The organism is Anaerococcus marasmi, assembly GCF_900290195.1.
In the GTDB taxonomy this organism is placed as follows: Bacteria; Bacillota; Clostridia; order Tissierellales; family Peptoniphilaceae; genus Anaerococcus; species Anaerococcus marasmi.
Window position 1 is genome coordinate 822,368 of sequence record NZ_OLMF01000004.1, and the last position, 22,372, is coordinate 844,739.

30 protein-coding genes and 1 pseudogene are annotated in these 22,372 nt (G+C 32.1%); 1 reads left to right on the plus strand and 30 read right to left on the minus strand.

The window, feature by feature from the left end; all coding sequences use genetic code 11:
- Positions 1-31: 31 nt before the first annotated feature.
- The 3 genes from C7D97_RS10495 to C7D97_RS04235 all read right to left on the minus strand — a co-directional run bounded on the left by C7D97_RS10495 (position 32) and on the right by C7D97_RS04235 (position 1,988).
- Positions 32-193 (minus strand): hypothetical protein, encoded by a 162-nt coding sequence (locus C7D97_RS10495; RefSeq protein WP_158679112.1) that lies wholly within the window; start codon positions 191-193, stop codon positions 32-34.
- A gap of 290 nt (positions 194-483) precedes the next feature.
- Entirely contained in the window at positions 484-1,263 is a 780-nt protein-coding gene (locus C7D97_RS04230) for an ABC transporter (protein ID WP_105300876.1), read from the minus strand.
- A gap of 8 nt (positions 1,264-1,271) precedes the next feature.
- A complete protein-coding gene (locus tag C7D97_RS04235) occupies positions 1,272-1,988 on the minus strand; it encodes an ABC transporter ATP-binding protein (RefSeq protein WP_105300877.1) in 717 nt (238 codons plus the stop codon).
- Positions 1,989-2,197: 209 nt separating this feature from the next.
- Here C7D97_RS04235 and C7D97_RS04240 point away from each other — a divergent pair.
- Positions 2,198-3,368, plus strand: a pseudogene (locus C7D97_RS04240) (IS256 family transposase).
- Between the two features lie 414 nt (positions 3,369-3,782).
- Here C7D97_RS04240 and C7D97_RS04245 read toward each other — a convergent pair.
- The 27 genes from C7D97_RS04245 to C7D97_RS04370 form a co-directional block, all read right to left on the minus strand.
- On the minus strand, positions 3,783-5,336 hold the full coding sequence (locus C7D97_RS04245) for an ATP-binding cassette domain-containing protein (RefSeq protein WP_105300878.1): 1,554 nt from the start codon (positions 5,334-5,336) through the stop codon (positions 3,783-3,785).
- Positions 5,323-5,736, minus strand: a complete 414-nt coding sequence (locus tag C7D97_RS04250; protein ID WP_105300879.1) for a hypothetical protein — start codon at positions 5,734-5,736, stop codon at positions 5,323-5,325. Before C7D97_RS04250 ends, C7D97_RS04245 begins: the two co-directional genes overlap by 14 nt.
- Positions 5,737-5,756: 20 nt before the next feature.
- Entirely contained in the window at positions 5,757-6,431 is a 675-nt protein-coding gene (locus tag C7D97_RS04255) for a CPBP family intramembrane glutamic endopeptidase (protein ID WP_105300880.1), read from the minus strand.
- Positions 6,418-7,194 carry a hypothetical protein gene (locus C7D97_RS04260; protein ID WP_105300881.1) on the minus strand — a complete coding sequence of 259 codons (777 nt, stop codon included), beginning with the start codon at positions 7,192-7,194 and terminating at the stop codon, positions 6,418-6,420. The genes C7D97_RS04255 and C7D97_RS04260 overlap by 14 nt, the downstream gene beginning before the upstream one ends.
- A complete protein-coding gene (locus C7D97_RS04265; protein WP_105300882.1) occupies positions 7,191-8,075 on the minus strand; it encodes an ABC transporter ATP-binding protein in 885 nt (294 codons plus the stop codon). Before C7D97_RS04265 ends, C7D97_RS04260 begins: the two co-directional genes overlap by 4 nt.
- Before the next feature lie 212 nt (positions 8,076-8,287).
- A complete protein-coding gene (locus C7D97_RS04270) occupies positions 8,288-9,490 on the minus strand; it encodes a radical SAM/SPASM domain-containing protein (protein WP_105300883.1) in 1,203 nt (400 codons plus the stop codon).
- Between the two features lie 545 nt (positions 9,491-10,035).
- Positions 10,036-10,920: a helix-turn-helix domain-containing protein gene (locus tag C7D97_RS04275; protein ID WP_105300884.1), complete on the minus strand. Its 885-nt coding sequence runs from the start codon at positions 10,918-10,920 to the stop codon at positions 10,036-10,038.
- A 347-nt stretch (positions 10,921-11,267) separates the two neighbouring features.
- The gene (gene rplS, locus C7D97_RS04280) at positions 11,268-11,615 is read right to left on the minus strand and encodes a 50S ribosomal protein L19 (protein WP_105300885.1); all 348 of its coding nucleotides are present in this window, start codon (positions 11,613-11,615) and stop codon (positions 11,268-11,270) included.
- The gene (gene trmD, locus C7D97_RS04285; RefSeq protein ID WP_105300886.1) at positions 11,593-12,309 is read right to left on the minus strand and encodes a tRNA (guanosine(37)-N1)-methyltransferase TrmD; all 717 of its coding nucleotides are present in this window, start codon (positions 12,307-12,309) and stop codon (positions 11,593-11,595) included. The genes rplS and trmD overlap by 23 nt, the downstream gene beginning before the upstream one ends.
- Positions 12,302-12,790, minus strand: coding sequence for a ribosome maturation factor RimM (gene rimM / locus C7D97_RS04290; RefSeq protein ID WP_105300887.1), 489 nt, complete (start codon positions 12,788-12,790; stop codon positions 12,302-12,304). Before rimM ends, trmD begins: the two co-directional genes overlap by 8 nt.
- Positions 12,787-13,011 carry a KH domain-containing protein gene (locus C7D97_RS04295; RefSeq protein WP_105300888.1) on the minus strand — a complete coding sequence of 75 codons (225 nt, stop codon included), beginning with the start codon at positions 13,009-13,011 and terminating at the stop codon, positions 12,787-12,789. Before C7D97_RS04295 ends, rimM begins: the two co-directional genes overlap by 4 nt.
- Position 13,012: 1 nt before the next feature.
- A complete protein-coding gene (rpsP, locus tag C7D97_RS04300) occupies positions 13,013-13,258 on the minus strand; it encodes a 30S ribosomal protein S16 (RefSeq protein WP_015778225.1) in 246 nt (81 codons plus the stop codon).
- Positions 13,259-13,279: 21 nt separating this feature from the next.
- Complete coding sequence (gene ffh, locus C7D97_RS04305) at positions 13,280-14,617, minus strand: signal recognition particle protein (RefSeq protein ID WP_015778226.1); 1,338 nt, start codon at positions 14,615-14,617, stop codon at positions 13,280-13,282.
- Between the two features lie 11 nt (positions 14,618-14,628).
- Positions 14,629-14,952 carry a YlxM family DNA-binding protein gene (ylxM, locus tag C7D97_RS04310; RefSeq protein WP_015778227.1) on the minus strand — a complete coding sequence of 108 codons (324 nt, stop codon included), beginning with the start codon at positions 14,950-14,952 and terminating at the stop codon, positions 14,629-14,631.
- 460 nt (positions 14,953-15,412) lie between these two features.
- Complete coding sequence (locus C7D97_RS04315; protein ID WP_105300889.1) at positions 15,413-16,648, minus strand: S1C family serine protease; 1,236 nt, start codon at positions 16,646-16,648, stop codon at positions 15,413-15,415.
- Positions 16,649-16,901: 253 nt separating this feature from the next.
- Positions 16,902-17,171, minus strand: coding sequence for a type II toxin-antitoxin system RelE family toxin (locus C7D97_RS04320; protein ID WP_105300890.1), 270 nt, complete (start codon positions 17,169-17,171; stop codon positions 16,902-16,904).
- Entirely contained in the window at positions 17,161-17,388 is a 228-nt protein-coding gene (gene relB, locus C7D97_RS04325; protein ID WP_105300891.1) for a type II toxin-antitoxin system RelB family antitoxin, read from the minus strand. Before relB ends, C7D97_RS04320 begins: the two co-directional genes overlap by 11 nt.
- Positions 17,389-17,665: 277 nt before the next feature.
- The gene (locus C7D97_RS04330; RefSeq protein ID WP_105300892.1) at positions 17,666-18,349 is read right to left on the minus strand and encodes a hypothetical protein; all 684 of its coding nucleotides are present in this window, start codon (positions 18,347-18,349) and stop codon (positions 17,666-17,668) included.
- Positions 18,336-18,527: a hypothetical protein gene (locus C7D97_RS04335; RefSeq protein WP_105300893.1), complete on the minus strand. Its 192-nt coding sequence runs from the start codon at positions 18,525-18,527 to the stop codon at positions 18,336-18,338. Before C7D97_RS04335 ends, C7D97_RS04330 begins: the two co-directional genes overlap by 14 nt.
- The gene (locus tag C7D97_RS04340; protein ID WP_105300894.1) at positions 18,527-18,781 is read right to left on the minus strand and encodes a hypothetical protein; all 255 of its coding nucleotides are present in this window, start codon (positions 18,779-18,781) and stop codon (positions 18,527-18,529) included. Before C7D97_RS04340 ends, C7D97_RS04335 begins: the two co-directional genes overlap by 1 nt.
- A gap of 110 nt (positions 18,782-18,891) precedes the next feature.
- A complete protein-coding gene (locus tag C7D97_RS10500) occupies positions 18,892-19,062 on the minus strand; it encodes a hypothetical protein (RefSeq protein WP_158679113.1) in 171 nt (56 codons plus the stop codon).
- Between the two features lie 59 nt (positions 19,063-19,121).
- Complete coding sequence (locus tag C7D97_RS04345; RefSeq protein ID WP_105300895.1) at positions 19,122-19,388, minus strand: hypothetical protein; 267 nt, start codon at positions 19,386-19,388, stop codon at positions 19,122-19,124.
- Between the two features lie 659 nt (positions 19,389-20,047).
- Positions 20,048-20,428 (minus strand): protein-tyrosine phosphatase family protein, encoded by a 381-nt coding sequence (locus C7D97_RS04350; RefSeq protein ID WP_105300896.1) that lies wholly within the window; start codon positions 20,426-20,428, stop codon positions 20,048-20,050.
- Between the two features lie 57 nt (positions 20,429-20,485).
- Positions 20,486-20,830 (minus strand): type II toxin-antitoxin system HicB family antitoxin, encoded by a 345-nt coding sequence (locus C7D97_RS04355; RefSeq protein ID WP_205408053.1) that lies wholly within the window; start codon positions 20,828-20,830, stop codon positions 20,486-20,488.
- A gap of 29 nt (positions 20,831-20,859) precedes the next feature.
- The gene (locus C7D97_RS04360; RefSeq protein ID WP_158679114.1) at positions 20,860-21,099 is read right to left on the minus strand and encodes a hypothetical protein; all 240 of its coding nucleotides are present in this window, start codon (positions 21,097-21,099) and stop codon (positions 20,860-20,862) included.
- A 51-nt stretch (positions 21,100-21,150) separates the two neighbouring features.
- A complete protein-coding gene (locus tag C7D97_RS04365; RefSeq protein ID WP_105300899.1) occupies positions 21,151-21,876 on the minus strand; it encodes a peptidoglycan amidohydrolase family protein in 726 nt (241 codons plus the stop codon).
- Positions 21,877-21,981: 105 nt separating this feature from the next.
- Positions 21,982-22,350, minus strand: coding sequence for a hypothetical protein (locus tag C7D97_RS04370; RefSeq protein WP_105300900.1), 369 nt, complete (start codon positions 22,348-22,350; stop codon positions 21,982-21,984).
- Between the last annotated feature and the right edge of the window lie 22 nt (positions 22,351-22,372).

Below are 22,372 nucleotides of genomic sequence, written 5' to 3' on the forward strand. Positions count from 1 at the left end.
CTGCTTACTTATCTATCCTCTCACAAAGTACTCAAATAAGCCCATTAGTTATAAGGGCAAAACATATAACTAGAAATGACCTCTTCTTTTGATCAAAATCAATTCCCTTATTCTTTCTCCTTAAAAGAAAAGTCCCAAGCTCAACTAAGATAAAATATATAAGAGTCAAAAACACTAACCTAACAAATTTCATAATCCCTCCTTCTATCTATTAAAATCCTACCCGAAATAGATAAATAATAAACGAAAATTTTCTCTAACTATAAGCAGACTGATATAAGATATGGCCCTCTTCCAAGTATAGGAAGTTAGAGCAAATAAGACCGCTGTATATACAATGGAAAACATTGCAACTTTTGTCCTGAGATTTAAATATGATATACTTAATTGATTATTTTACTCTCCAATATATTTTTTAGGCTTGAAGTTTGTTAATTATCCGCTTTAAATAATATCTCATGTCTTTATTATTAATACAATCATCTAATAATTATTAAAAGAATCGCTTGTTCTGACCCTTTTTAATAGATATCTAAAGCATATCACTCCCAGAATTATCCATACTGTATTAGAGATCAAATAATCTACTATTAAAGAGCTTTCTATACTCTGTCCAAGATACATCTGTCTCATTATTTTTATGCCTGCATTAAATGGGATTATGTTAAATAGTCTGCTTCTCACTTCTATCATATCTGATAAAAAAATCAACACTGATTGTAAAATAAATACTAGGCTTCCTATTTCTTTTTCTATTAGAGATATACCTCCTAATAATAGTCCAAGTCCGTACATTCCTATTAGAGCAGGGAAAGCTACTAGGTAAGATAAGAGTATGTATAATATATCTTTTGTATCTGCCTTTATATATAGAATAAATATTAGGAAAATAACGAAAAAGCTTAAAAAGCTTATTATTAAATATGTAAGCATCTCAATAAAGAGTAGTAGTTCTGCCGAATATTTGCTCTGCATTTTTAATTCAAGAGTTCCCGATACTGACTGTCCCCTAATATTAGCTGAGCTCCAACCTAAGGCAGTTGTCGATATTTGCCAAAATATAAAACCAATGAGAACTATCATTTTCCCTGAATTAATATCTATTCCATAAGAGTCAGCAAAGGCCGAGTCAAGACCTGTTATAAATATCGAAAATAATACTATGGCAAATATTAATATATCTGTTAGGAAACTAACCCTATAACTTCTTATCTTTTTTATATCCAAACTAAGTTCAGTTTTGATTAAATTTATATAGTCCATACTTTCTCCTAAATAATTGAGTTAATTTCCCTAAACATTTCTCTTATTTCATCATTGGTCATTTGTGAAGAATATTGATATGTATTTTTGCCTTTCGATATAAACGTATAGTTGTCTGCGATATCACTTATAAAATCAAGGTCATGGGTTGAGATTATAAATTTTCTATCTGTATCTTTAGATACTTTTAGTATTATATTTTGTAAGTTGAGCTTGGCATCTATATCAAGTCCATCAGAAGGCTCATCTAGAATGATTATTTTGCTATCTGAGCACAGGCAGCACAACAAAGAAGCTTTCTTCTTCTCACCAGTAGATAGGTCTCCTACATTTCTATTTCTAAATTCTTCCATAGATAGTAGCTTGCTATAAGTATCGTACAATTCCTTTACCCTTTTGGAATCTATTCCTTTCAATGCTCCGAAATATCTAACATTGTCATAAACCGAATTTCTAAATCTTAGACCCCTGTCTCCTGATTGCAGGAAGGATATATTATCCCTTGCCCAGATAGGATAGTCCTTAGCTTGGAAAGATGAATGTATTTCTCCGCTTTCGAAATAATAAATTCCAGATATAATTTTTAGAATAGTAGTCTTACCTGCTCCATTCGGACCAATCAAGGCTAAAATATTATTATTATCGAAATTAATCGTCCATGTAAAATTATCTACCGCTAGTCTATTTTTATAATATCTACTTATATTATTTAATGTAATTTCCATAAGATCTCCATTTTGAAATTATTTTGATCATTTAATGTATGTGAATGTATATATTTAAAATATAACTTATAAAAATAATACGATATTATGATAAATATTTCAAATGCATATGTGGATAGAGTCCGTATAATTGTGTAAAAAGAAAAGGTCATTTGAAACCTAAACTAGTACAATGCTTTTAACCAACAAAAACCAACTAGGAGGAACAAATGACCCAATTACACTTTACAATTAATCAAGAAGAAATACAAAATTTAATTAATAAATCTGTAGATAATGAAATTGCTAGATCTATCTTAACAAAAGTTTTTAATGAACTTATGGAAAAAGAAAGAGATGAATATTTAAATAACAAAGCCTATCAAAGGGATTCTAATAGGACTAGCTATCGTAATGGCTACTATGAACGCGACTACACAACTAAAATAAAAACATTAACCTTAAGAGTGCCTAGAACAAGAGATGGTAAATTCAGGGCACAAGTCTTTTGAAAGATATCAAATAAATGAAAAAGCACTAATTCCAACCATGCTAGAAATGTATATTCAAGGAGTATCAACAAGAAAAGTATCCAAAGTAATAGAAAATATGTGCGGCAAGACATATTCTAAATCCTTTGTATCATCCCTAACTAAAGAACTTGACGAAGAAGTAAAACTATGGAGAAATAGCGACCTAAGTGCTACTATGTATCCCTACATAATGGTAGATGTAGTATATATAAAAGTAAGGGAAAACAATCGTGTAGTATCAAAGGCTTGTCATATTGCAATAGGAATAACTGAAAAAGGAAATAGAGAAATCATAGGCTTAGACCTAAGCTCTAGCGAGAGTGAATACTCCCGGTCAAACTTCTTTGAATATTTAAAATCTAGAGGACTATCTGGACTCAAAATGGTAATATCAGATGCTCACAAAGGGCTAGTAAAAGCAATAAAAGAAACAATCATAAATTTAATATGGCAAAGATGTCAGGTACATTTCTTAAGAAATATCCTATCGAAAGCACCAAAGAAAAACACTGAAGAATCTAGGAATGATATCAAGACTCTGTTTAAAATCCAAGATATAAACTTGGCAAGAAAATTGAAAGATGAAATATTCTTAAAATACGAAAATGAAAAGAAATTTCAAAACTCCTTAAACACCTTAGATGAAGGATTTGAAGATGCTTTTGCATATCTAGCTAACGATGTAATTCATAGTAGACTTAGGTCAACAAATTGCTTAGAAAGATTAAATCAAGAAGTTAGAAGACGAGAAAAAGTCGTTAGAATATTTCCTAACGAAGATTCAGCCATGCGCCTAATAGGCGCAATCCTCATTGATATCAATGAGGATTGGATAACATCTTCTAAATTGTATGTTAGAATGAAATAGTAAATATTGTGCTAGTTTAATTTACACAATATTATGGACTTGACTTATAATTTATAATATTGTCAAGAAAATAATTTATCGAATAATTATTTATATTTTCCAATTATCTAATTCACTTAGACAGAATACAACAAATTCATAATTCTACTAACGATATTTTATAGTTCAAGGACTTTCTATGGATATTATTTCTCTTAACAAGTCATTTGAATTTTCATTCAATCTTTCTTAACTTAAACAGCAAATTCAGTAAGAATGAATTACTGCTTACCCATGAATAGGTTTATCAGATCCTGTTAGTAAATATGATTATTCGTACACTAATAGTTTCTTTAGTTCCCTAAATTTCTGACTGAATTAATCACAGACTACCTTCTTGCTACTTAATGTTCAGTTCGTGAATACATTCATTTTTTATACGTTTAAATCTATAACATGATCAAATTTATCTAACTCCCTAGAATCATGTGTTACAACTATCCATAATTTCTCGCTGTTTTTTAGTAAATTAAAAAATACAGTTTTTGATTCATCATCTAGCGCAGAAGTCGGTTCATCAGCAATAATAATGTCGGCATCTTTGTTCAAAGCTCTGATAATAGAAAGTTTCTGAAGCTCTCCACCTGATAGATTAGTTATAGTCTCATATTTATTAATATAATCTATGTTGAAAGCTCGAAGACTATCTATGACATCTTCATTTATATTGTAATTGAAATTTTCTGATAAAGTCCCAGAGAACAAAAAAGATGACTGAGGTATATATGAAACTCTATCAAATATTAATTTCTCTGAAATCTCCTTATACTCTATATCTTCTATGTTTATAGTTCCTCTATAAGTTTTGTATAGACCTGCTAAAATCTTTAACAAAGTAGATTTCCCGCTGCCGTTTTTACCTACAATAGCGTAAGATTTTCCCATTGAAAATTCCATATTGAAATTATCAATAGTAGTTTTTTTTGCTGCCTCATATGTAAAACTCAAATCATTAACAGATATTCTTTTAATTTCCCCTTTAATTGATTTTCCTTTTGGATTTTTGCTGTCCATTATAGACTTAATTCTTTTAATAATGCTATCACATGCTTTAATCTGAGTAAATGCACCTGTAATAGAGACAATAGGCTCAAAAGAGTAACCAATTAATTCTATACTAGCTATCATTAATCCTATGGAAAGCTGTTCCTTATATATCAACCAGGCCCCCAAAGCATAACCTATCAAATGTATTAACAAGGTTGACTTCATTATGGTTCCATTAGCTACTTGTGCTAAGTTCATTCTACTTTCTCTTGCTATTTCTTGATAATCTATTTTCATCTTCATCTTATTAATCACCATTCCACTAAGTTTAAAAAACTTCATAATCGCAAATCCATTGGCAAATTCATTTAAGCTGTCACTCATTTCTTTTACCCTTTCTAAATAAGTATTATTTGAATGTTCTATTTTCTTTGAGAAAGTTATTGTGACCAATGAACTGATTAATACTAAACCTACTAGCAAAATAATAAACAGCTTATGAATTTGAAGTAGACTTATCAAAGATAAAGTTAATAGCGACAGATTAGTAATAATATCTAGGATTGACCTTAAATAGTCGCTTTCTATAATATCAAGATCCTTAAGAAAAAAACTATTTATACCTAGCTTCTGTTCTCTTAAAAAGTTCTCATACATTTGCTCATACCAACCAGTTACTAATTTATTTTTTATTTCTATATTCCTATTTTTAACCCATCTATTATCAACCTTTATATGGATAAAGTAAAAAATTGCTTGTAAAATTAGAATTCCTAATGAAATAAATATGAAATGTTTAGACTGATTGAAATTCTTTTTACCAAGATTGTCTATTATAGCCGACATGGAAAGGCTAAAGCCAATGATTGAAGCAGAATGAATAAATGATACAATTATTGGCTTTAGTAATGTTTTTTTATCAATTAATTTATTTGACTTCATTTCTTTGACTCTTTCTACCTGATAAATAGAAAATTATTAAAGTTACGAAGAATGGTAAAAGCAAGTCTCCAATGCCCAGACCTTCAACTGTTCCGATTGCAATGTTTTGGGAACCTAAATCTAAGCTATTCTCTACTATGGTTTTGTATCCCCCTCTTCGATAAAATAGATAACTACCAACTCCATAAACTAGAGTATAAATGATTGTATCGAGCAAGCTGCAATGAAAATTATAAATTATTCCATCGTTCTTTCCCTTTACTATATATATAGCTCCTAGCAATATAGGCGAGATTGCTATCACTAAGTATGTAACAAAGTTTAAATTATTTGATAATAGATTCATAAAAAACATTGCTAGTAAGCTAGAAATCAATACTATAATTGATGTTTTTTTCATATTATTCTCCTTTTGTATCATTAAATAAGACTACTCGCATAAATATTATATAGCCAATGTATAACGATATTATTTTTTAAGTCTCTAAATTTATAGTATATGGCACATAGGAATGCTGTTATAGGTAATCTATAAATTATGTTTTCTAAAAAACCAGCCCCTGAATGTAATACAAATACAAATATTAATCCAGATATAACGTGTGCTACTATACTCTTATTTACCATCTTCTCTAATATGAATGTAACTATCCCTCTATATAGAAATTCTTCAGCAATAGATACACTTATATTTTGCAATATAACAAGATTTAAGAGCTTATCGCTATCGTACCTTTTGGATAAAAGATAAAATATCACTATAGCTATAATTGATTTTAATATAAAATAAAAATCTATTTTGATTTTTTTTATACCTAATTCATAGTAGTTAAAGCTATATTCTTTCTTTAAAATATAGATTGGAAAAATTATAAAACCAAGTAATAAAGAAAAAGCCGAAAAAATAATAACATTTGTATCACTTGCGTTTCTAGTTAAGGTCAATAATAAAACTAAGGATATACCTGTTATTGACATTGAGCCAATTACAATTGTTATTAAATCGAAAATTTCTAATTTTTTCTTAACAAAAAAGTTTTTTATTTTTTTTGATATAGTCATATTTTTCAAATGATTTTTATTAGATGTAGTCATTTTTTATCTTTTTATGTCCAATATATGAAACCACTAGCAATATAATTAAACTCACTCCTATAGATGTCAGTGTAATCTTTAGTACCTGAGAATAATTTATCCAATCATTAAAGTCTAAAATATTTTGTAAATGATATTTCGGCATCAAATACTTAATTATAGGGATTGAAGATCCTAATATTTGACCATAAAACAAAGCCACAGATATAACAATTGTTTGCAAGGTTCTGAAAAATAAGCCTAAAACCAAACTTAAATTCACAAATGCTACCAGTTCAAATACAATTGCTAGCATTGACATCGCCATGTAAAAACTATATTGGTCAAAGAATTTGCTGGTTATTATACCATCATCCTTTACGAGTAGTTTTAATATCACAATCGCAATTACAATGAATGCCACTAAAGTTATTAACAAAGATTCAGTAACAACTCTTTGCTTTGTCCTCAACAACTTAGTTTTTGATTGTAATTTCGGAAAGTACATCATATAATATCCGCTTTCTAATTCATATGCCAAAGAGTTAGCAGCAATAACTGAATAAAATATATGAAATATACCGATACTTGAAGCCATACCTAAGCATACTGATACCATGGTAAATATCGAAATTCCTCCAGCTTTATCGTATTCCATTTGGGTAGCCATATCTGTGTAAACGATGCTATAAGCAAATATCAAAGGTACTAAAAGCGTCAAAAAGGATATGTAAAACTCGGTCCTATGATAATTTTTATATCTTTCTACTTTCAATAACCTCATTTTAGCTCCTCATAAAACATATCTACCAATGATCTATCATTTGTTTCTATCTCTATTATTTTCATATCATTGTTGATAATACATGAAAGAAAGTCATTTACCAGCTCATCTTCATCTAATAAGCATATTACATTATTATCTTCAAATTGGATATTCTTATATCCTGAAAAAACATCTTTTTTTACTTTATCAAGAATCAGCCTAAACTCAATTCTCTTTTTCATAGGACCATCATAAGATACAGTACCGTCTTTAATTAAAATAATATGGTCACATATTTCTGCAACATCATCTAAATCATGGCTAGAAAATATTATCGGAACCCCTTCTTTAGCCTTGTTTGAAATAGCCTTCTTTACTATATCTTTTCCTATTGGATCTAGTCCAAGAAAAGGTTCATCAAGAACGGTAAAGGTTTTTGAAGTTAATAAAGCTTGGGCAAGTCCAAGCCTCTGTTTCATACCGTATGAATAATCCTTAACTTTCTTCTTTTTAGCATCCTTTAATTCTACTATTTCTAATATTCTATCTATTTCTTCATCAAGTTTTTCATTTTCGATTTTTTCATCCAATTGAAGCAATAATTTTAGGTTTTCATAGCCTGTCAAATAGTTTAAAAAATTACTCTCTATTAATACTCCAAAATCTTTAACAAGTTCATAATTTGACTTTAATTCTTTTCCATTGACCTCAATGGTTCCTTGCTCATAAGGGTGTATTCCAGTTATTGCCTTCAATAAAGTTGATTTACCAGCACCATTTTTACCAAGTAATCCTATTATTTCTCCTTCTTTAATTTCAAAATTCACATCAGACAATACTTTCTTGCCACAATAGATCTTACCAAAATCTATAGCCTTTAAGAAAATAGATTTATTCATGTCTTTCTCCTAATTTATTTCATTTCCCTTATAAGAAATCTAGGTCCACAAACACCTAAATTAATTTGTGGACCTAGTATCTTAATTTAATTATACTCCGAACACTCCAACTGTTACTGGTATCCTCCAAACTTTAAATGTTCCACATCCTTTTTTATTATTGCTTGAAAATAACATTTGGTTCACCTCCTCTTTTAATAAATTTCCGTATGTTAAAGGGAATTAAAAAAGCTACTAAAATAGGCTTTATAAGTCCCACAAAGCGGATCAACGCTAGTAATGTTACCATCGGTGCAATACGCTCTATATCGGCATCCCGCACCACACAAGTAGTTATATTGGCATTCTTGGCAACTATCTATATCATCTACAGTAAACTCTACTACAGGATTTAATTTGCTTTGATCTAATATATCTTTCAATCTATTTTCTTGAACATTTCCTAATATAAAATCTTTCTCTAAAAACATATGGCAAGGAGTTACATTTCCATCAGCATCAATACTTATAATGCTCTTTCCAGCACCACATGATTCCCTACACCCTAATTGTCCCTCGATTGATGAATCAAGAACTCTAAAGTTTGACTCTTGTGTAATTCTAGATAACTTTTCATAATCTGACTTTTCTAATATGAAATCTGAAAACATCTCATCATCTTTACTAACAAATAAGCTTATATTCATAGAAACATTTAAATTATCTACTATTTTCTTATATTCATCTAAGTAATCTATGTTCTTCTTATGTATGGTCACAATAATATTAGTAGGTAAATATTTTTGAGCTTCTTTTATATTATCCATTGTTTTATTGAATATTCCTTCATCTCTTATGAAGCATAGGTCTTCTTTATAAGAATCCAAAGAAAATGATATAAAGTCAATGTAGCTACTTAGTTTCTTCCAGTCAATATTATTAATAGTTCCGTTTGTAATTAGATTTATATTCGATATAGATAAATCTTCCTTTGCATACTTCATTATATCTAATATATCCTGTCTCAAAAACGGCTCCCCTCCAGAAATGACTAAGTTATTAACTCCAACTGACTTTAATTCATCCAATATATGCTTCATTGATTCTGTATCTAAATCTAATAGACTATTCCTCATATCTTCAAATGAATAGCAGCCTACACAATGTAAATTACATCTGTGAGTTACATGTAAATACGCTGATTCTATTCCATTTTCTAAATCACTAAAATATCCTCCTTCAATAAGTGCTGCCGTTAATTCTGGATTTTCGAATTTAATTTTTTCAATATCACAACCATCTTCTTCAATATTTTTAATTAAATCATATCCATTTTTATTAAGACCAATTATTGAAGACGTAGATGTGTTACCGATTATAGGTATACCATTTATTTTCATCCATCTAATGTTATTATTAAGTTTTTCTTTGCTCATTTATCCTCCATCACAAATTGTATAATAAGTATTTATTAGTATAATCAATATTTTCAGCATATAACTAGCGATTATGTGCTTTAATTTTTCACTTAATGTTTTATACTATGTTAAGTTCAGATATCATAGTCTATTGTATTCACCTTTTACTTATTTTTATAATATATCAAATTAGGGCAAATTTCAAAGGCACATATGCCTTTGACAATCAAGATATTATTAACTAAGATTTATATAAGGCAAACCATTAAATATCAAGAAATATAATTAATCTTGTTATTTGTGACTTGTCAAGGAATACTAATCTTTAGGATTAAAATTATTTACGATAAATAAATATTAGGAGGTGATTTTATAAAAAAGCTTAAGAGATTCTTATTCTTTATTTCTTTATTTGCAATAACTTATATATGCTTTACTAATGTATCCTATGCTATTTATGGCAACGAAGATGATATAGATATAAAAAGCATTGAATGTTACTCACCGATTTGACAAATAATAAAGTAGCTAGTTTAAAAATGAATTTAATCTAGCTACTTTTTTTAAGGTTTGTAAATAATTTTGTTTATTTTCTCATTTATTGCCATACTAAGTTTTAAATTTTTGCTATATTTTGAAAGAATAATAGTTGAATGCAAACTTTTTTCATAATTTTCATTTGCTCTATAAAGAGTTATAAATTTTACAAAATTAAGATAAATTAGTCCATCTATTGAAGATAACTCACTTGATAATATTAATCCTTCATTTATTGTTTCAATTGTTTTGTTAAAATTTCCATAATGCTTATAGAAATTTGCAAGATTATTGCAAGATGCTATTTTTATCATAGAGTCCTTATTTTGATTTTTACACTTTTCAAGTATTTCTAGTGAATCAATGTTTTTAAAAGATTTTGAACTTGTAGCTATATTTAATAAAATACGTAGTTCTATAGGATATAAGTCTACAGTAGAAAAATTTCCCCTCTTTATCTTTGACGAGCTTAGGTCTTCAAAATGATTTTTTAAATACTCATCGCTTACTTCAGCGTTAAGATATCTAATAAAAAGTTCCAGTAAGTCTATCTCATATCTTTTTGCTTGGAGATCTCTACTATCTTTTATCGAGTTGATTTTATCTAATAAATTCGTTCTTGTTTCTTTGCTTAAAAATACGGCATTGATATCAAGTGATTTTTTTATATCTTCTAAAATGCACAAATTCCCATAGATATATTTCTTATATAAACTCAGAACATCAATTCCATATGCTTTAGACAACTCTATTAAGCTATCTACAGATGCGGATTCAATCTCTCCTCTTTCAAGTCTTCCTATAGATCTTTGGCTCAAATTTGCAATTTCTGCTACATCAGATTGCCTAAGACCTTTTATTTCCCTTATTTCTATTAGTTTTTTGCCAAATTCTTTTCTTTTGTCTGTCATCTTAGCCCCTATGTATCTATAATTTAATATAATAATATCATAAATCAGGCGGATAATAAATGAATAATCTCATTCTATCAGGATAATTGGTTGTATTTTGAAAAATCAGAAAAATTTAAAATTAAAAAGGACCATTGCTTATATAACAAAAGTCCAATGTTAAATTCAGAATCTTTTTCAGAGATTTTGTAAGGAAAGTAATCTTTTTAGAAGCAATGCTCGTTTTCCTCGCATCACTTCTAAAAAATTACATAAGGTTTCTCATCAGTTTTTACTTCGCAATCTTTGCTTGCTCGAAAAACTGTGAGAATCGAAAAAAACATCGCTTACGATGTTTTTTTCTACCATTAGTAATTTGTTTTTTCTTTAACTTTAGCTGCCTTACCTTGACGATTTCTAAGGTATTTAAGTTTAGCTCTTCTTACCTTACCACGTCTAACAACGTGAAGTTTTTCGATTCTTGGTGAATGATATTGGAATGTTCTTTCTACTCCAACTCCGTAGCTGATTCTTCTAACTGTGAAAGATTTGTTGATTCCACCTTCATTGATATAGATTACAGTTCCTTCGAAGTCTTGGAGTCTTTCCTTATCTCCCTCTTTGATTCTGTAGCTTAGTCTTATTGTATCTCCTACGTTGAAATCGAAGTTTTCTTTACGTAGGTTTTCTTGTTCAATTTTTTTGATTAATTCCATCTTTGCTCTCCTCTCGTAAGAATTTCTCGTATAAGTCTGGCCTAACTCTTTTTGTTTTCTCTATTGCACTTTTCCTGTTCCACTCGGCTATCTTCTTGTGATCTCCGCTTACAAGCTCGCTTGGAACGAAGTATCCGTTGAAGTTTCTTGGCTTTGTGTATTCGTCTTGTTGCAAAAGAGTGTTGTAGTGGGAGTCTGTGGTTAGAGATTCCTTCTTTCCTACAACTCCATCTATGAATCTTGCCATTGAATCTATAAGGACCATGGCTGGGATTTCTCCGCCTGTTAGGACATAGTCTCCTATAGATATTTCGTAGTCGACATAGTGGTTGGTAATTCTCGCATCAATTCCTTCGTAGTGGCCACATATTATTATTAGATCTTTGATTTCTGCAAAGTCGATTGCTAATTTCTGATTTAATTTCTTGCCTGCTGCTGACATGAAGCAGACTTTTGATTTTGGTTTCTTTACAGACATCAAACAATCATATAGAACTTGTGGTTTGATAAGCATACCGGCTGCCCCACCGTATACTGTATCATCTACGTGATTGTGCTTGTCATTACTGAAATCTCTTATGTCTACTATATTTATTTCTAGTTTATTGTTCTCGATTGCTTTTCCTATTACTCCATAAGTCTTTAAGAAGTCAAAGCTTTCTGGAAATAGGGTAAGTATGGTAACTCTATTCATAATCTCTTAGGTTATCTACTTCTATTTTGTTATTTGCTATATCAACATTTGTGATAACAGTTTTTAAGGCTGGTAGTAATATTTCTTTATTATCCTTAGTTTCTATGACATAAACATCGTTTGGATATACTCCAGATATAACGTCTTTGACCTTGCCCACTTTTTGCCCATTGGAGTAAGTGTCAAGTCCTATGAGCTTGTAGATGTAGAATTCATCATCCTTAAGCTCTCCTAAGTCTTCTTCTTCTATAGTTATGTCCTTGCCAACTAGTTTTAGGGAATCATTTATATCGTTATATTCGACAAATTTTATGACCTTTAGGCCCTTTTGGTCGAAGGATTCTTCTATAGTGAGAAGTTCATCTCCAATGTAGACCTTACTTCCCTTATCGAATCTTTTCTCATAATCAGAAAATGATTTTACTTTTACATTTCCCTTGATTCCATGTGTTGTTATTACCTCAGCTACTGTTATTCTCATATTCTTATGTTGACCTTAACATCTTCCTTGATTGCACAAGCACGGGCTATGGCTCTTATGGAATTAATGATGTTTCCATGAACTCCTATAACTCTGCCCTTGTCGGATTCTGCAACGTGGATTAGTATATCTACTTCTCCACCATCTCTACTTTCTTCGATAGATACAGCATCCTTATCTTCTACTAATTCTTTAACGATTAGTTCTACTAATTCTTTCATCTTATGCTAATACGTCGTTGTCTTTGAATAGTTTTTCAACGATAGATGTTGGTTTTGCACCATTTTGAATCCATTGTTTAGCTTTTTCGTTGTCTACTCTAAACTCTTTTGGATTTGAGATTGGGTTGTATGTTCCAATTTCTTCGATGAATTTACCATTTCTTGGGCTTCTTGAATCTGCTACTACAACTCTGTAGAATGGTTTTTTCTTTTGTCCCATTCTCTTTAATCTAATTTTAACTGCCATTGTTTCCTCCTATTGATTTACTTAAAAGAAAGGCATTTTCGGTAGTTTTCTGCCTCTTTTGTTGGCTTTCATGCCTGTCATTTTCTTCATCATTTTCTTCAGTTCTTTGAACTGTTTGAGCAATTTGTTAAGTTCTTTGATGTCAACTCCTGAACCCTTGGCTATTCTTTCTTTTCTGCTCTTGCCAATGATTTCAGGTTTTTCTCTTTCTTCCTTGGTCATGGAACTTATGAGGGCTTCGATTCTAACAAATCCCCTATCGTCGATATCAACTCCCTTAAGCATCTTGGAGTTAACTCCTGGAATCATTGCAAGTAAGTCTTCCAATGGTCCCATGTTTCTTATCTGTTGAACTTGTTCCATAAAGTCATCCAAGGTGTAAGTTTGCTCACGCATCTTACGTTCTAGTTCCTTGGCGTTTTCGATAGATAGCTCTTTTTCAGCCTTCTCTATTAGAGATAAGACATCTCCCATGCCGAGGATCCTGTTTGCCATCCTATCTGGGTGGAATGGCTCAAGGTCTTCGAGCTTTTCCCCAACACCGATAAACTTGATTGGTTTTCCTACAACTTGTCTAATTGATAGGGCTGCACCACCTCTGGCATCACCGTCTAGCTTTGTGAGTACTACGCCTGTGATGTCTAGGTAATCGTCAAAGGTCTTTGCAACATTGACCGCTTCTTGTCCTGTCATCGCATCGACAACAAGAAGTATCTCGTCAGGATTTACTGCTTCTTTAATATTTTTAAGCTCATCCATTAGGTCCGTATCAATTTGTAAACGACCAGCCGTATCGAGGATAACCACATCGTGATTGTTAAGTCTTGCATAATCTTTAGCTTCTCTTGCAGTCTTAACTGGATCTTGCTTATCCTTATCAAATACCTCTACACCAGCAGTTTTTCCTACAACCTTAAGTTGTTCTATAGCTGCAGGTCTGTAGATATCTAGGGCTGTAAGCATTGGGTTCCTGTTTTCCTTCTTTAGCTTAAGTGCAAGTTTACCCGAATGGGTTGTCTTACCAGAACCCTGTAGACCTACCATCATAACCATGTGTGGGGTAGATCCCTTAAGGTCAAGCTTGGAATTTTCCTTACCCATAAGAGCGGTTAGCTCTTCATTTACGATCTTTACTACCATCTGTCCTGGTGATAGGGAAGTCATAACATCTTGCCCAAGTGATCTTTCCTTGATTGTCTTTACAAAGTCCTTAACGACCTTGTAGTTAACATCTGCTTCTAGTAAAGAGAGTCTTATCTCTCTCATAGCGGCATCTATATCTTTTTCACTTAATTTTCCTTTGCCTGTAAGCTTTCCAAGAGTCTCCTGGAGTCTTTCCGAAAGGCCTTCAAATACCATAGCATCCCTCTCTAAATCGTGTCTATTACGTCCGTTATTTTACTAATTGCCAATTCATAATTTGAACTTTCCATCAGCTCTCTTATACTAATAAGAGCATCTTTCAGTTCCTCGCGGCTTTTCAGTAAAGAAAGCTCATCTTCAAACTCAAATAATTTATCCTCAGATCTTTTGATCATATCCGAAATAGCTTGCTTGCTCCTATCAGTATTGTCAGCAATCTCTTGTAGGGATAAATCTTCGTTATAATAACAATTAATAACATCTCTTTGTTTTTCATTAAGAAGTGCGCCGTATATGTCAAATAATTGAGCCACTTTTACTATTTTTTCCATAAAATCACCTGTCAAGTCTTTTACTTGACCCAAACATTATACACCCTTTATAAAGGTGAGTCAAGGAAAAATATTGACTAGAAAAAATTGTTTTGAGATGTCTCGACTACGCTTCGCTCCGCTCGACATAAGGGGAGCTTTCTATCATCATCCCTTACCTCAAGCGAACCCTCTTCCCCTTATCCCGACCGAAGTGGAGGGATCTCTTTTTAGCTGTCTCGACTGCGCTTCGCTCCGCTCGACATAAGGGAGTTGATGGTTATAATAATAAATTATAAAAAACAGGATATATGGTCCTTCCCTCCATTATCCCGCCGAACTTACTCCTCCCCCTATCCCGACCTACCCCCCTTATCCCGACCGAAGTGGAGGGATCTCTTAGACTTATTCGGCTACAATCTTCACAAGACAATATAGGGGCCCAATAGAAAAAAGACCCGGATTCCTCCGGGCCAGCTCTCTATGGAAGGTTAAAGAATGGGTTGGACCAACCCCCTCTTTCTTCCTTATTATTCTCGCTTGGTTGAGCCTCATTAAACTCGTCTATGTTTGAAGAGTCTATATTAAACTCTACGTCGATTTCTTTCTTAGATCCATCTCTATAGACAGTAAGTTTCGCCTTATCTCCTACTGCATAGGATAGTAGGGCCTTTCTTAGGCTGTTCATATCCTTTACAGCCTCACCATCTATAGCGGTTATCACGTCGCCTTCTTCGATATCACTATTTTTATCAAAGCTTGATACAACATATACGCCGTAATCAGTTCCTAGCTTTTCGGTATTAAAGTTTGGAATTTGTTTTATATAATCAACAGATTGGCCAGTAATTCCAAGATAAACTGAATTAAACTTACCAGTCTTTCTTACCTTTTCTATAACTGGTTTTACTATATTAATAGGAATAGCAAAACCAATTCCGTCGCTATTACCTGCCTTGGCAGTATTAATTCCTATAAGCTCTCCCTTGGTATTAAGTAGGGCACCACCAGAGTTTCCTGCATTTATGGCAGCATCTGTTTGCATTAAACCATCCATGCTTACTCCTGTATTAAACTTCACAGTTCTATTAAGACCTGAAATGATACCACTAGTTACTGTTGATTGAAGCTCAAAGCCTAAAGGATTTCCGATAGCTATAGCCTTATCTCCAATACCAACCTCATCACTATCTCCTAGCTCAATTGCTGGAAGATTATCCTTTTTAACCTTGATAATAGCAAGATCTAAAGCTGCATCATTCCACACAAGCTCAGCCTCACTAGTCTTGCCATCGGAGAAAAGAACATTGATTTGGCTCACATCGCCATTGCTTACAACGTGAGAGTTAGTGACTATATAACCATCTTCTGTAACAATTGAGCCAGAGCCGATTCCTTCAACATAACCAGATTGTTGGCCGAAGAAGGTATTTTGGGTAACTTCAGAAATCGTATTGATTCCTACCACAGAGTCAATTGACTTTTTAACAACAACAGATTCGATTGAATCATCCGCATTTATATTTATATCTTTCTTTGAATTTTCCTTATTTTCCTTACTTTCTATCTGCTTTGGATTATTTTCACTTTCAGCAATGTTATTATCATTATTAGCTGCTCCACCTAGGAGAAAATAAATAACAAAGCCACCGATAACAGCTCCCAAAAGGGCTGAAATAAAGTGTGAAAATCCTCCACCAGACTTATTTCTTCTCATAAAACTACCTCCTGTTTACCATATCATACTAAAAATTTGTGGCGATACTTTGTCATATCTATTAAATCTGTATAAATTTTATGTCACAATATTATAGTCCTTTATATAGTATATGGTTGGTAAGCCAATAATCAAAACATTTCTTTACTATATGACAGCATATACTCAGCAAATTAATCCATTAACAAAACAATTTTTGAAATAAAAAATCCTTTAAATTCACCAATTGGTAGACTTAAAGGATCTTATATCATTATCTTCTATATATATCTTTTCTATGGCCTACATCTATTGCTAAAACAATAAGTTCATAATCTCTAATTTCACAAATCACCCTATAAGAGCCTATCCTATATCTCCAAAGTCCTTTATATTCACCTTGCAATGCCTTACCTATACTTCTTGGATCTTCAATATCATCCAGTTTAGACTTCATATCTCTTGCGAGCATAAGGCCAAGATGTTTATCCATTTTCTTAATCTTTTTCTTAACATCAGCGGTAATTACAAGCCTATAGGTCATTTTCCAATTCCATTATAAGATCATCAATAGAATAAGTCTTAGGATCTTTTTCAAAATCTTCTAAAGCCTTAATTCCTGTTGAATAATCAAGTTCATCTTCTATTTTCTCAGCCAGAGCACTCTTAAAAAGTTCAGATAGACTCCTTCCTGTATGCTTAGAATAAGTTTTAAAAAGCCTCTTTTCTTCCTCATTTAATCTTAAAGATACCACACTCATAAAACCCTCCTTAAGTTTGTTTATATTATACTACAATGTAATACATTGTCATACTTTAAAATTTTTTTTAAAAATAAACTAGTTTTTCTAAATACTAATTAAAATTAAGCACAAAAAAACGCCGATTTCTCAGCGTCTATGTTTGGTGCGGGATAAAAGCGACGCTAAGATTTAAAAAATACACAATGCTAGATGATGACTTGCTAGCACTAGGTGGGGTCGGCTGGGGCTGCTTGTAGGTTGCCCACACGTTGCCCACAGAGCTATAAGAGGACACTCAGTCCTCTTTTTTCTTACCCTTAACTTCTTTTCTTAATTTTTCTCTATCTTCTTTTGGAGGCAGATATTTATCCTCTAAAACAAGTCTGCCGTTATAGTAAGCATCTTCAGCTGTATCAAATCCCGACTTGGTATAAACTTTTCCTTTAACAGTTAATTGAGCATAATATTTATTGTGCCTTTTATCTAACATAACACCTTTAAATCCAGATTTATTATTTTTATATGTCTTATCATTAAATCTCAATATTTGTACACCGTCTATCTGTACATCTGATACCCTAGTATTAACACCAGATTTTTGTAAATAATTTTTACGGCATTGATTGCACCTAACAACATCACCATATTTCAAACTTTTTGATGTAACATTTATAAAATTCCCACAATCACATTGGCACTCCCAATAAAAAGACCCATACTTATCTTTCTGCTGAAGCCTCCTTCTTACTGTTAATTTACCAAATTGTTTCCCCTCTAAATTCTCTTTATCTAAGGCTCTATTTTTTGGTTTCCCATAAATATTTTCCCGATTTTTTCTAGTTTTAATTGCTTCTTCTAGAGTTTTGCAGTACTTGCTCAATATTTTCCCATTTTTTGTAAATGTTGCTCTGTACGGGGATATCTTACTATCGCTAGTGTAGCTAACCCCTCTAGGCAAGTCTTTACTACTCTTTGCCATTAGGATTTTCCTTTTTAAAAATGTCTATCAAATCATCAATATCATTTTTAGTTGCATGATGTCTTACAAAAGTTTTGGCATTAGACCTGTATCTGTTTATTTTTGTCTGTTCGGGATTTCTTTTTTTATAATTTTTAGAGGCTCTGCGTTGAGCCTCTGTTGTTTTTAATTTAGTCATTATGCTCTAAAACCATTTTCTTTTGCAACTGTGATGTAATCTTCTAATTCAGTTAGTTCTACTTCATTGTATTCTACATCTTCATCTTCTAGGTATTGCATAGCATCTGCTAATTCTTTCCACCAGTCAAACTCTTCTGCATCTTCAAAGTATTGACCTTGTTCATCTTCTGCTAAGTAGTCGCTTAAGTCTTCAAATGTTTTAATTTGTTCTAGGTTTTCAATTTCTGCTAAATATCTTCTTGTGTCTGTCATTTTTAATCTCCTTTTATATTTCTTTATCTTATATTTATATTATAACACGGGGGTTATATATTGTCAAGTCTTTTATGCTAATTTTACAGATACTGTCTAATCACCATTTGCTAATTGTTTCTTTCGTTTCTTACCTTGTTGAACTCTTTAGGGTCACACAACAGGTTTAAAAAATCCATAAATTCCATTTCCATGTCTAAACTTTTTACATGCACTTTATTTGATTTATTTAGTTCATCATATTTATCTTTAGTTTTAGATACATCTTTGTTTCTTGTCATTTTTAATCTCCTTTTAAATGTTTATCTTTATCTTTGTTACTTATAGTATACCACGGGGGTTATATATTGTCAAGTGCTTTTTTTACTTTTTTCCTATCTTCTTCATTTAATTTTACAATTTTTAATGCAGTAGCTTGCCAAGATTTATAATCATACCCTCTATTATTAACTTCTTTGCTTATAGCATTGTTTACTTTAGCAGAATTAACTCTAGCCATTCCTACTTCGTATTTATATTTATCAGTTATTTCTTTCTGGATTATTCTGTATAGTTTTTTAACCTCTTTGTAATTTTGTAACTCTTGATTTGTAAATGTTGTTTTCATTTATTTCTCCTTTTGTGTATCTCTTATGTTACTTATATTATATCACACGGGTGTTATATGTCAAGTTTTTTTTCATTTTTTTTTAAGATATTTTTAACTTTTTTCTAAGAGACTCTGTACCCCTTGTAATCACTAGCCTAAGCTCTATTTTGCGATATAAGCGTTTTTTATTATTTAGGCATACTATAGGTATACTAATTTTAAGTATAAATGAAGATATTTACGATATTTTCGATTATCGCGACAAGATTTAGATTATAAATTCAAATTTTGGCACTTTTTTGGATTTACGCACAAAAAAAGAGATAACCCCAGGTGCTTAGGATTCTATCCTAGCATTAATCCTTCTCAAGTTATCTCAAATTCAGCCTTGATAGACACTTCTATCTTTCCACTACTCACGGAGGGACTTTTCCGCTTTCCAACTAGTCTTATATACTATACTACAAACAAAAAATCCCACCACAAGGCGGGAAAATTTGTGCCAGCTTCCGCACGGCAGTTCATCTTATTTATATTATACCATTCAAAAAAAGCCCCACCAACATCAAGACGGGGCGGGCAAGAGATTTCAGAGGACTTTTTGTCCTTTCATAATTATAATGATGTTTTTTTACTTGCCTTGTTAATTGCATTATACTTTAATCTACTAGATTATACTATTTTTTATTTTTGCTCTCCCAGACTTTTGCCTCGATCGCTTCATTTAAGAACTTGTTAGAGTTTTCAAATTCCTGTTCAAGGATTTTCTTTGTTTCATCGTCGAGCATTTCTATAACTTTGACCTTAGTAGAGTTAAAAGCTTCTTCTGCTTCCGCCTTTCCAAAGCCTCCTTTATCTTTTAGATCCTGTACAAAGTTTTGATTTGTGATATTGACTGCAAGTGTTACTATTTCTAGGGCTTTTTCAATAGCTCCTCTTACTCTTTCGTCCTTGATTTTAGCTTTGTTTTCATTTACATATTCTGTAAGGTATTTTAATCCTACAAAAAGAGCTGCTGTTAGTACTGTTAAGATTATATTTGTTAGTATATCGTTCATTTTTTCCTCCTAAATTTCTGTACTAAAAAAGCGACTACAAACGTAATCGCTTAATTCTTATATGCTTAATTTATATAAAGCTAATTGATTTAAAGAAATCCCCTCATCCTCTGCTTCTTCTGCTAGTTTTTTATGAAGTGATTTAGGCAATCTTAAATTAAATTTACCTGAATATGTCTTATCAACTGGTTCTGGAATTTTTTCTTTATCTTCAATCATCACTTCCAAATTGCTTGCTAGCATTTCCATTACTAAATTGTAGCATTCTTCAAGGGTATCTCCATCTGCCCTTACTTCAGGTATTTCTTGAACTTGCCCAAAGTAATAATCGCCATCCTCATCTTTAACTTTATGAATTTTGACATTCCATGGTAAAGATAAATAATAGTTTAACTCTTTCATAAAAATGTATTTGACTAGTCTTAGGGGAGCTAATCCTCCCCATCTAGTATTTTCAGTAGGTCTTCAACTTGATATTTCCTTACTGGGTTTCTAGCTAAAACCAAGTTAAAAACTTTACCGTCTGACTTTCTTTTGAAAACTTGATGACTACCAGCGTTGGATTTTCTTCTTTCAAACCCTTCCCATTCTAACACTTTTTCAATTTCGTCCGGACTAATGTTATTGGGGCTGGTCTTCATCTTCTTGATAAGCTTATCTTTTTTAGTCAAATACTTTTCACCTCCTGCTATTATAGTACTATATATGGTATCATTTGTCAACTAAAAAGTTAACCACGGTCTAGTGTCTCCACTAAGTCTTCTATAAGCTACATATCTTCTTTGACCGCTCCATGAGATATAGGATATCCAACGATACCCGTCTCCTTCATATACGCTGTCGTAGTTGATTTTAGCCCCCATAGGGTAGGTTGCCACTATAGCAGAGTCAGTACTGGCATCTGCTCTGACATTTACCGCACATTGAGTCCATGCGGACCAGTGTTCTTCTTTGATGAATTTCTTACCGCCTGTATTAGCCTTAGGCTTGCTTACACTAGGTCTAGAAGTGTTAGGATATCTAGGTCTAAAATATCTCTCATTCCAGCTCCTTTGCCTATCTAGGTAGTAGTCAATAGTATCTGCATCGTTGTATGAAATGCCGTCGTTAGTGTAGTTAGAGTGGACGATTCCGTCCTTTTTGTAAAACATTCCTGTGTGCCCAGCAGCTCCTAGGCTGGTTCCCTCTCCACCTCTGATAAAGATATCACCAGGTCTAACATCTTTGTAGCTGTAGATCTCATCTAAATAAGTTCCCTTTAATTTAAAGAGTGTCTCTGTATTACCTATAGGTGTTCCTTTTGGCAAGACTCCACCTGCTATAAGTGCATTGTATTGACTTGATGAACAGTCATAAAAATCAGGCCCATATCTATTCACCATGTCGTAGTGGATTCCTCTTGATCTGTGATGGTTTTTATACCAGTCTAGTGCTTCTTTTACTCCCATAATTACCTCCTTGTGATAATGCTTGTGATTAGTTTTTCGCTAAATTTCAACATTCTTTCTTTTCCTTGTGCATATCCGTGTGCACATCAAAAGGACTAGCTTGTGCTAGCCCTCATTGTCCTTCTCATTATCAATTATAATATTATCAACTTTAGTATTTAAAACAGTAACATCCTCTTGTATTTTCTTGACCCCTTGCTTAATCTCAGCAAGGGAAGCTCCAGAAGAAGTAGAGTGTACCTCTAGTTTCTCTGATAATCCGCCTAGTTTGCTATTAGTTCCATTAGTACTTACCGCAAACTTTTCAGTAAGATCAATTAGCTTTTGGTTACTTTCTATCTGTAACTGCCTATCTTCTCTCCTCTCCTCTCTTTTCGTATTAGTATCATCTATATATGTCTTCAAGAAGATTGCTGCTATTATTACTAGCGGACCATTTTTAACTATAGCTGCTGCTAACCAATCAAGTGTCATTTTATCACCTGCCTTTGTATCA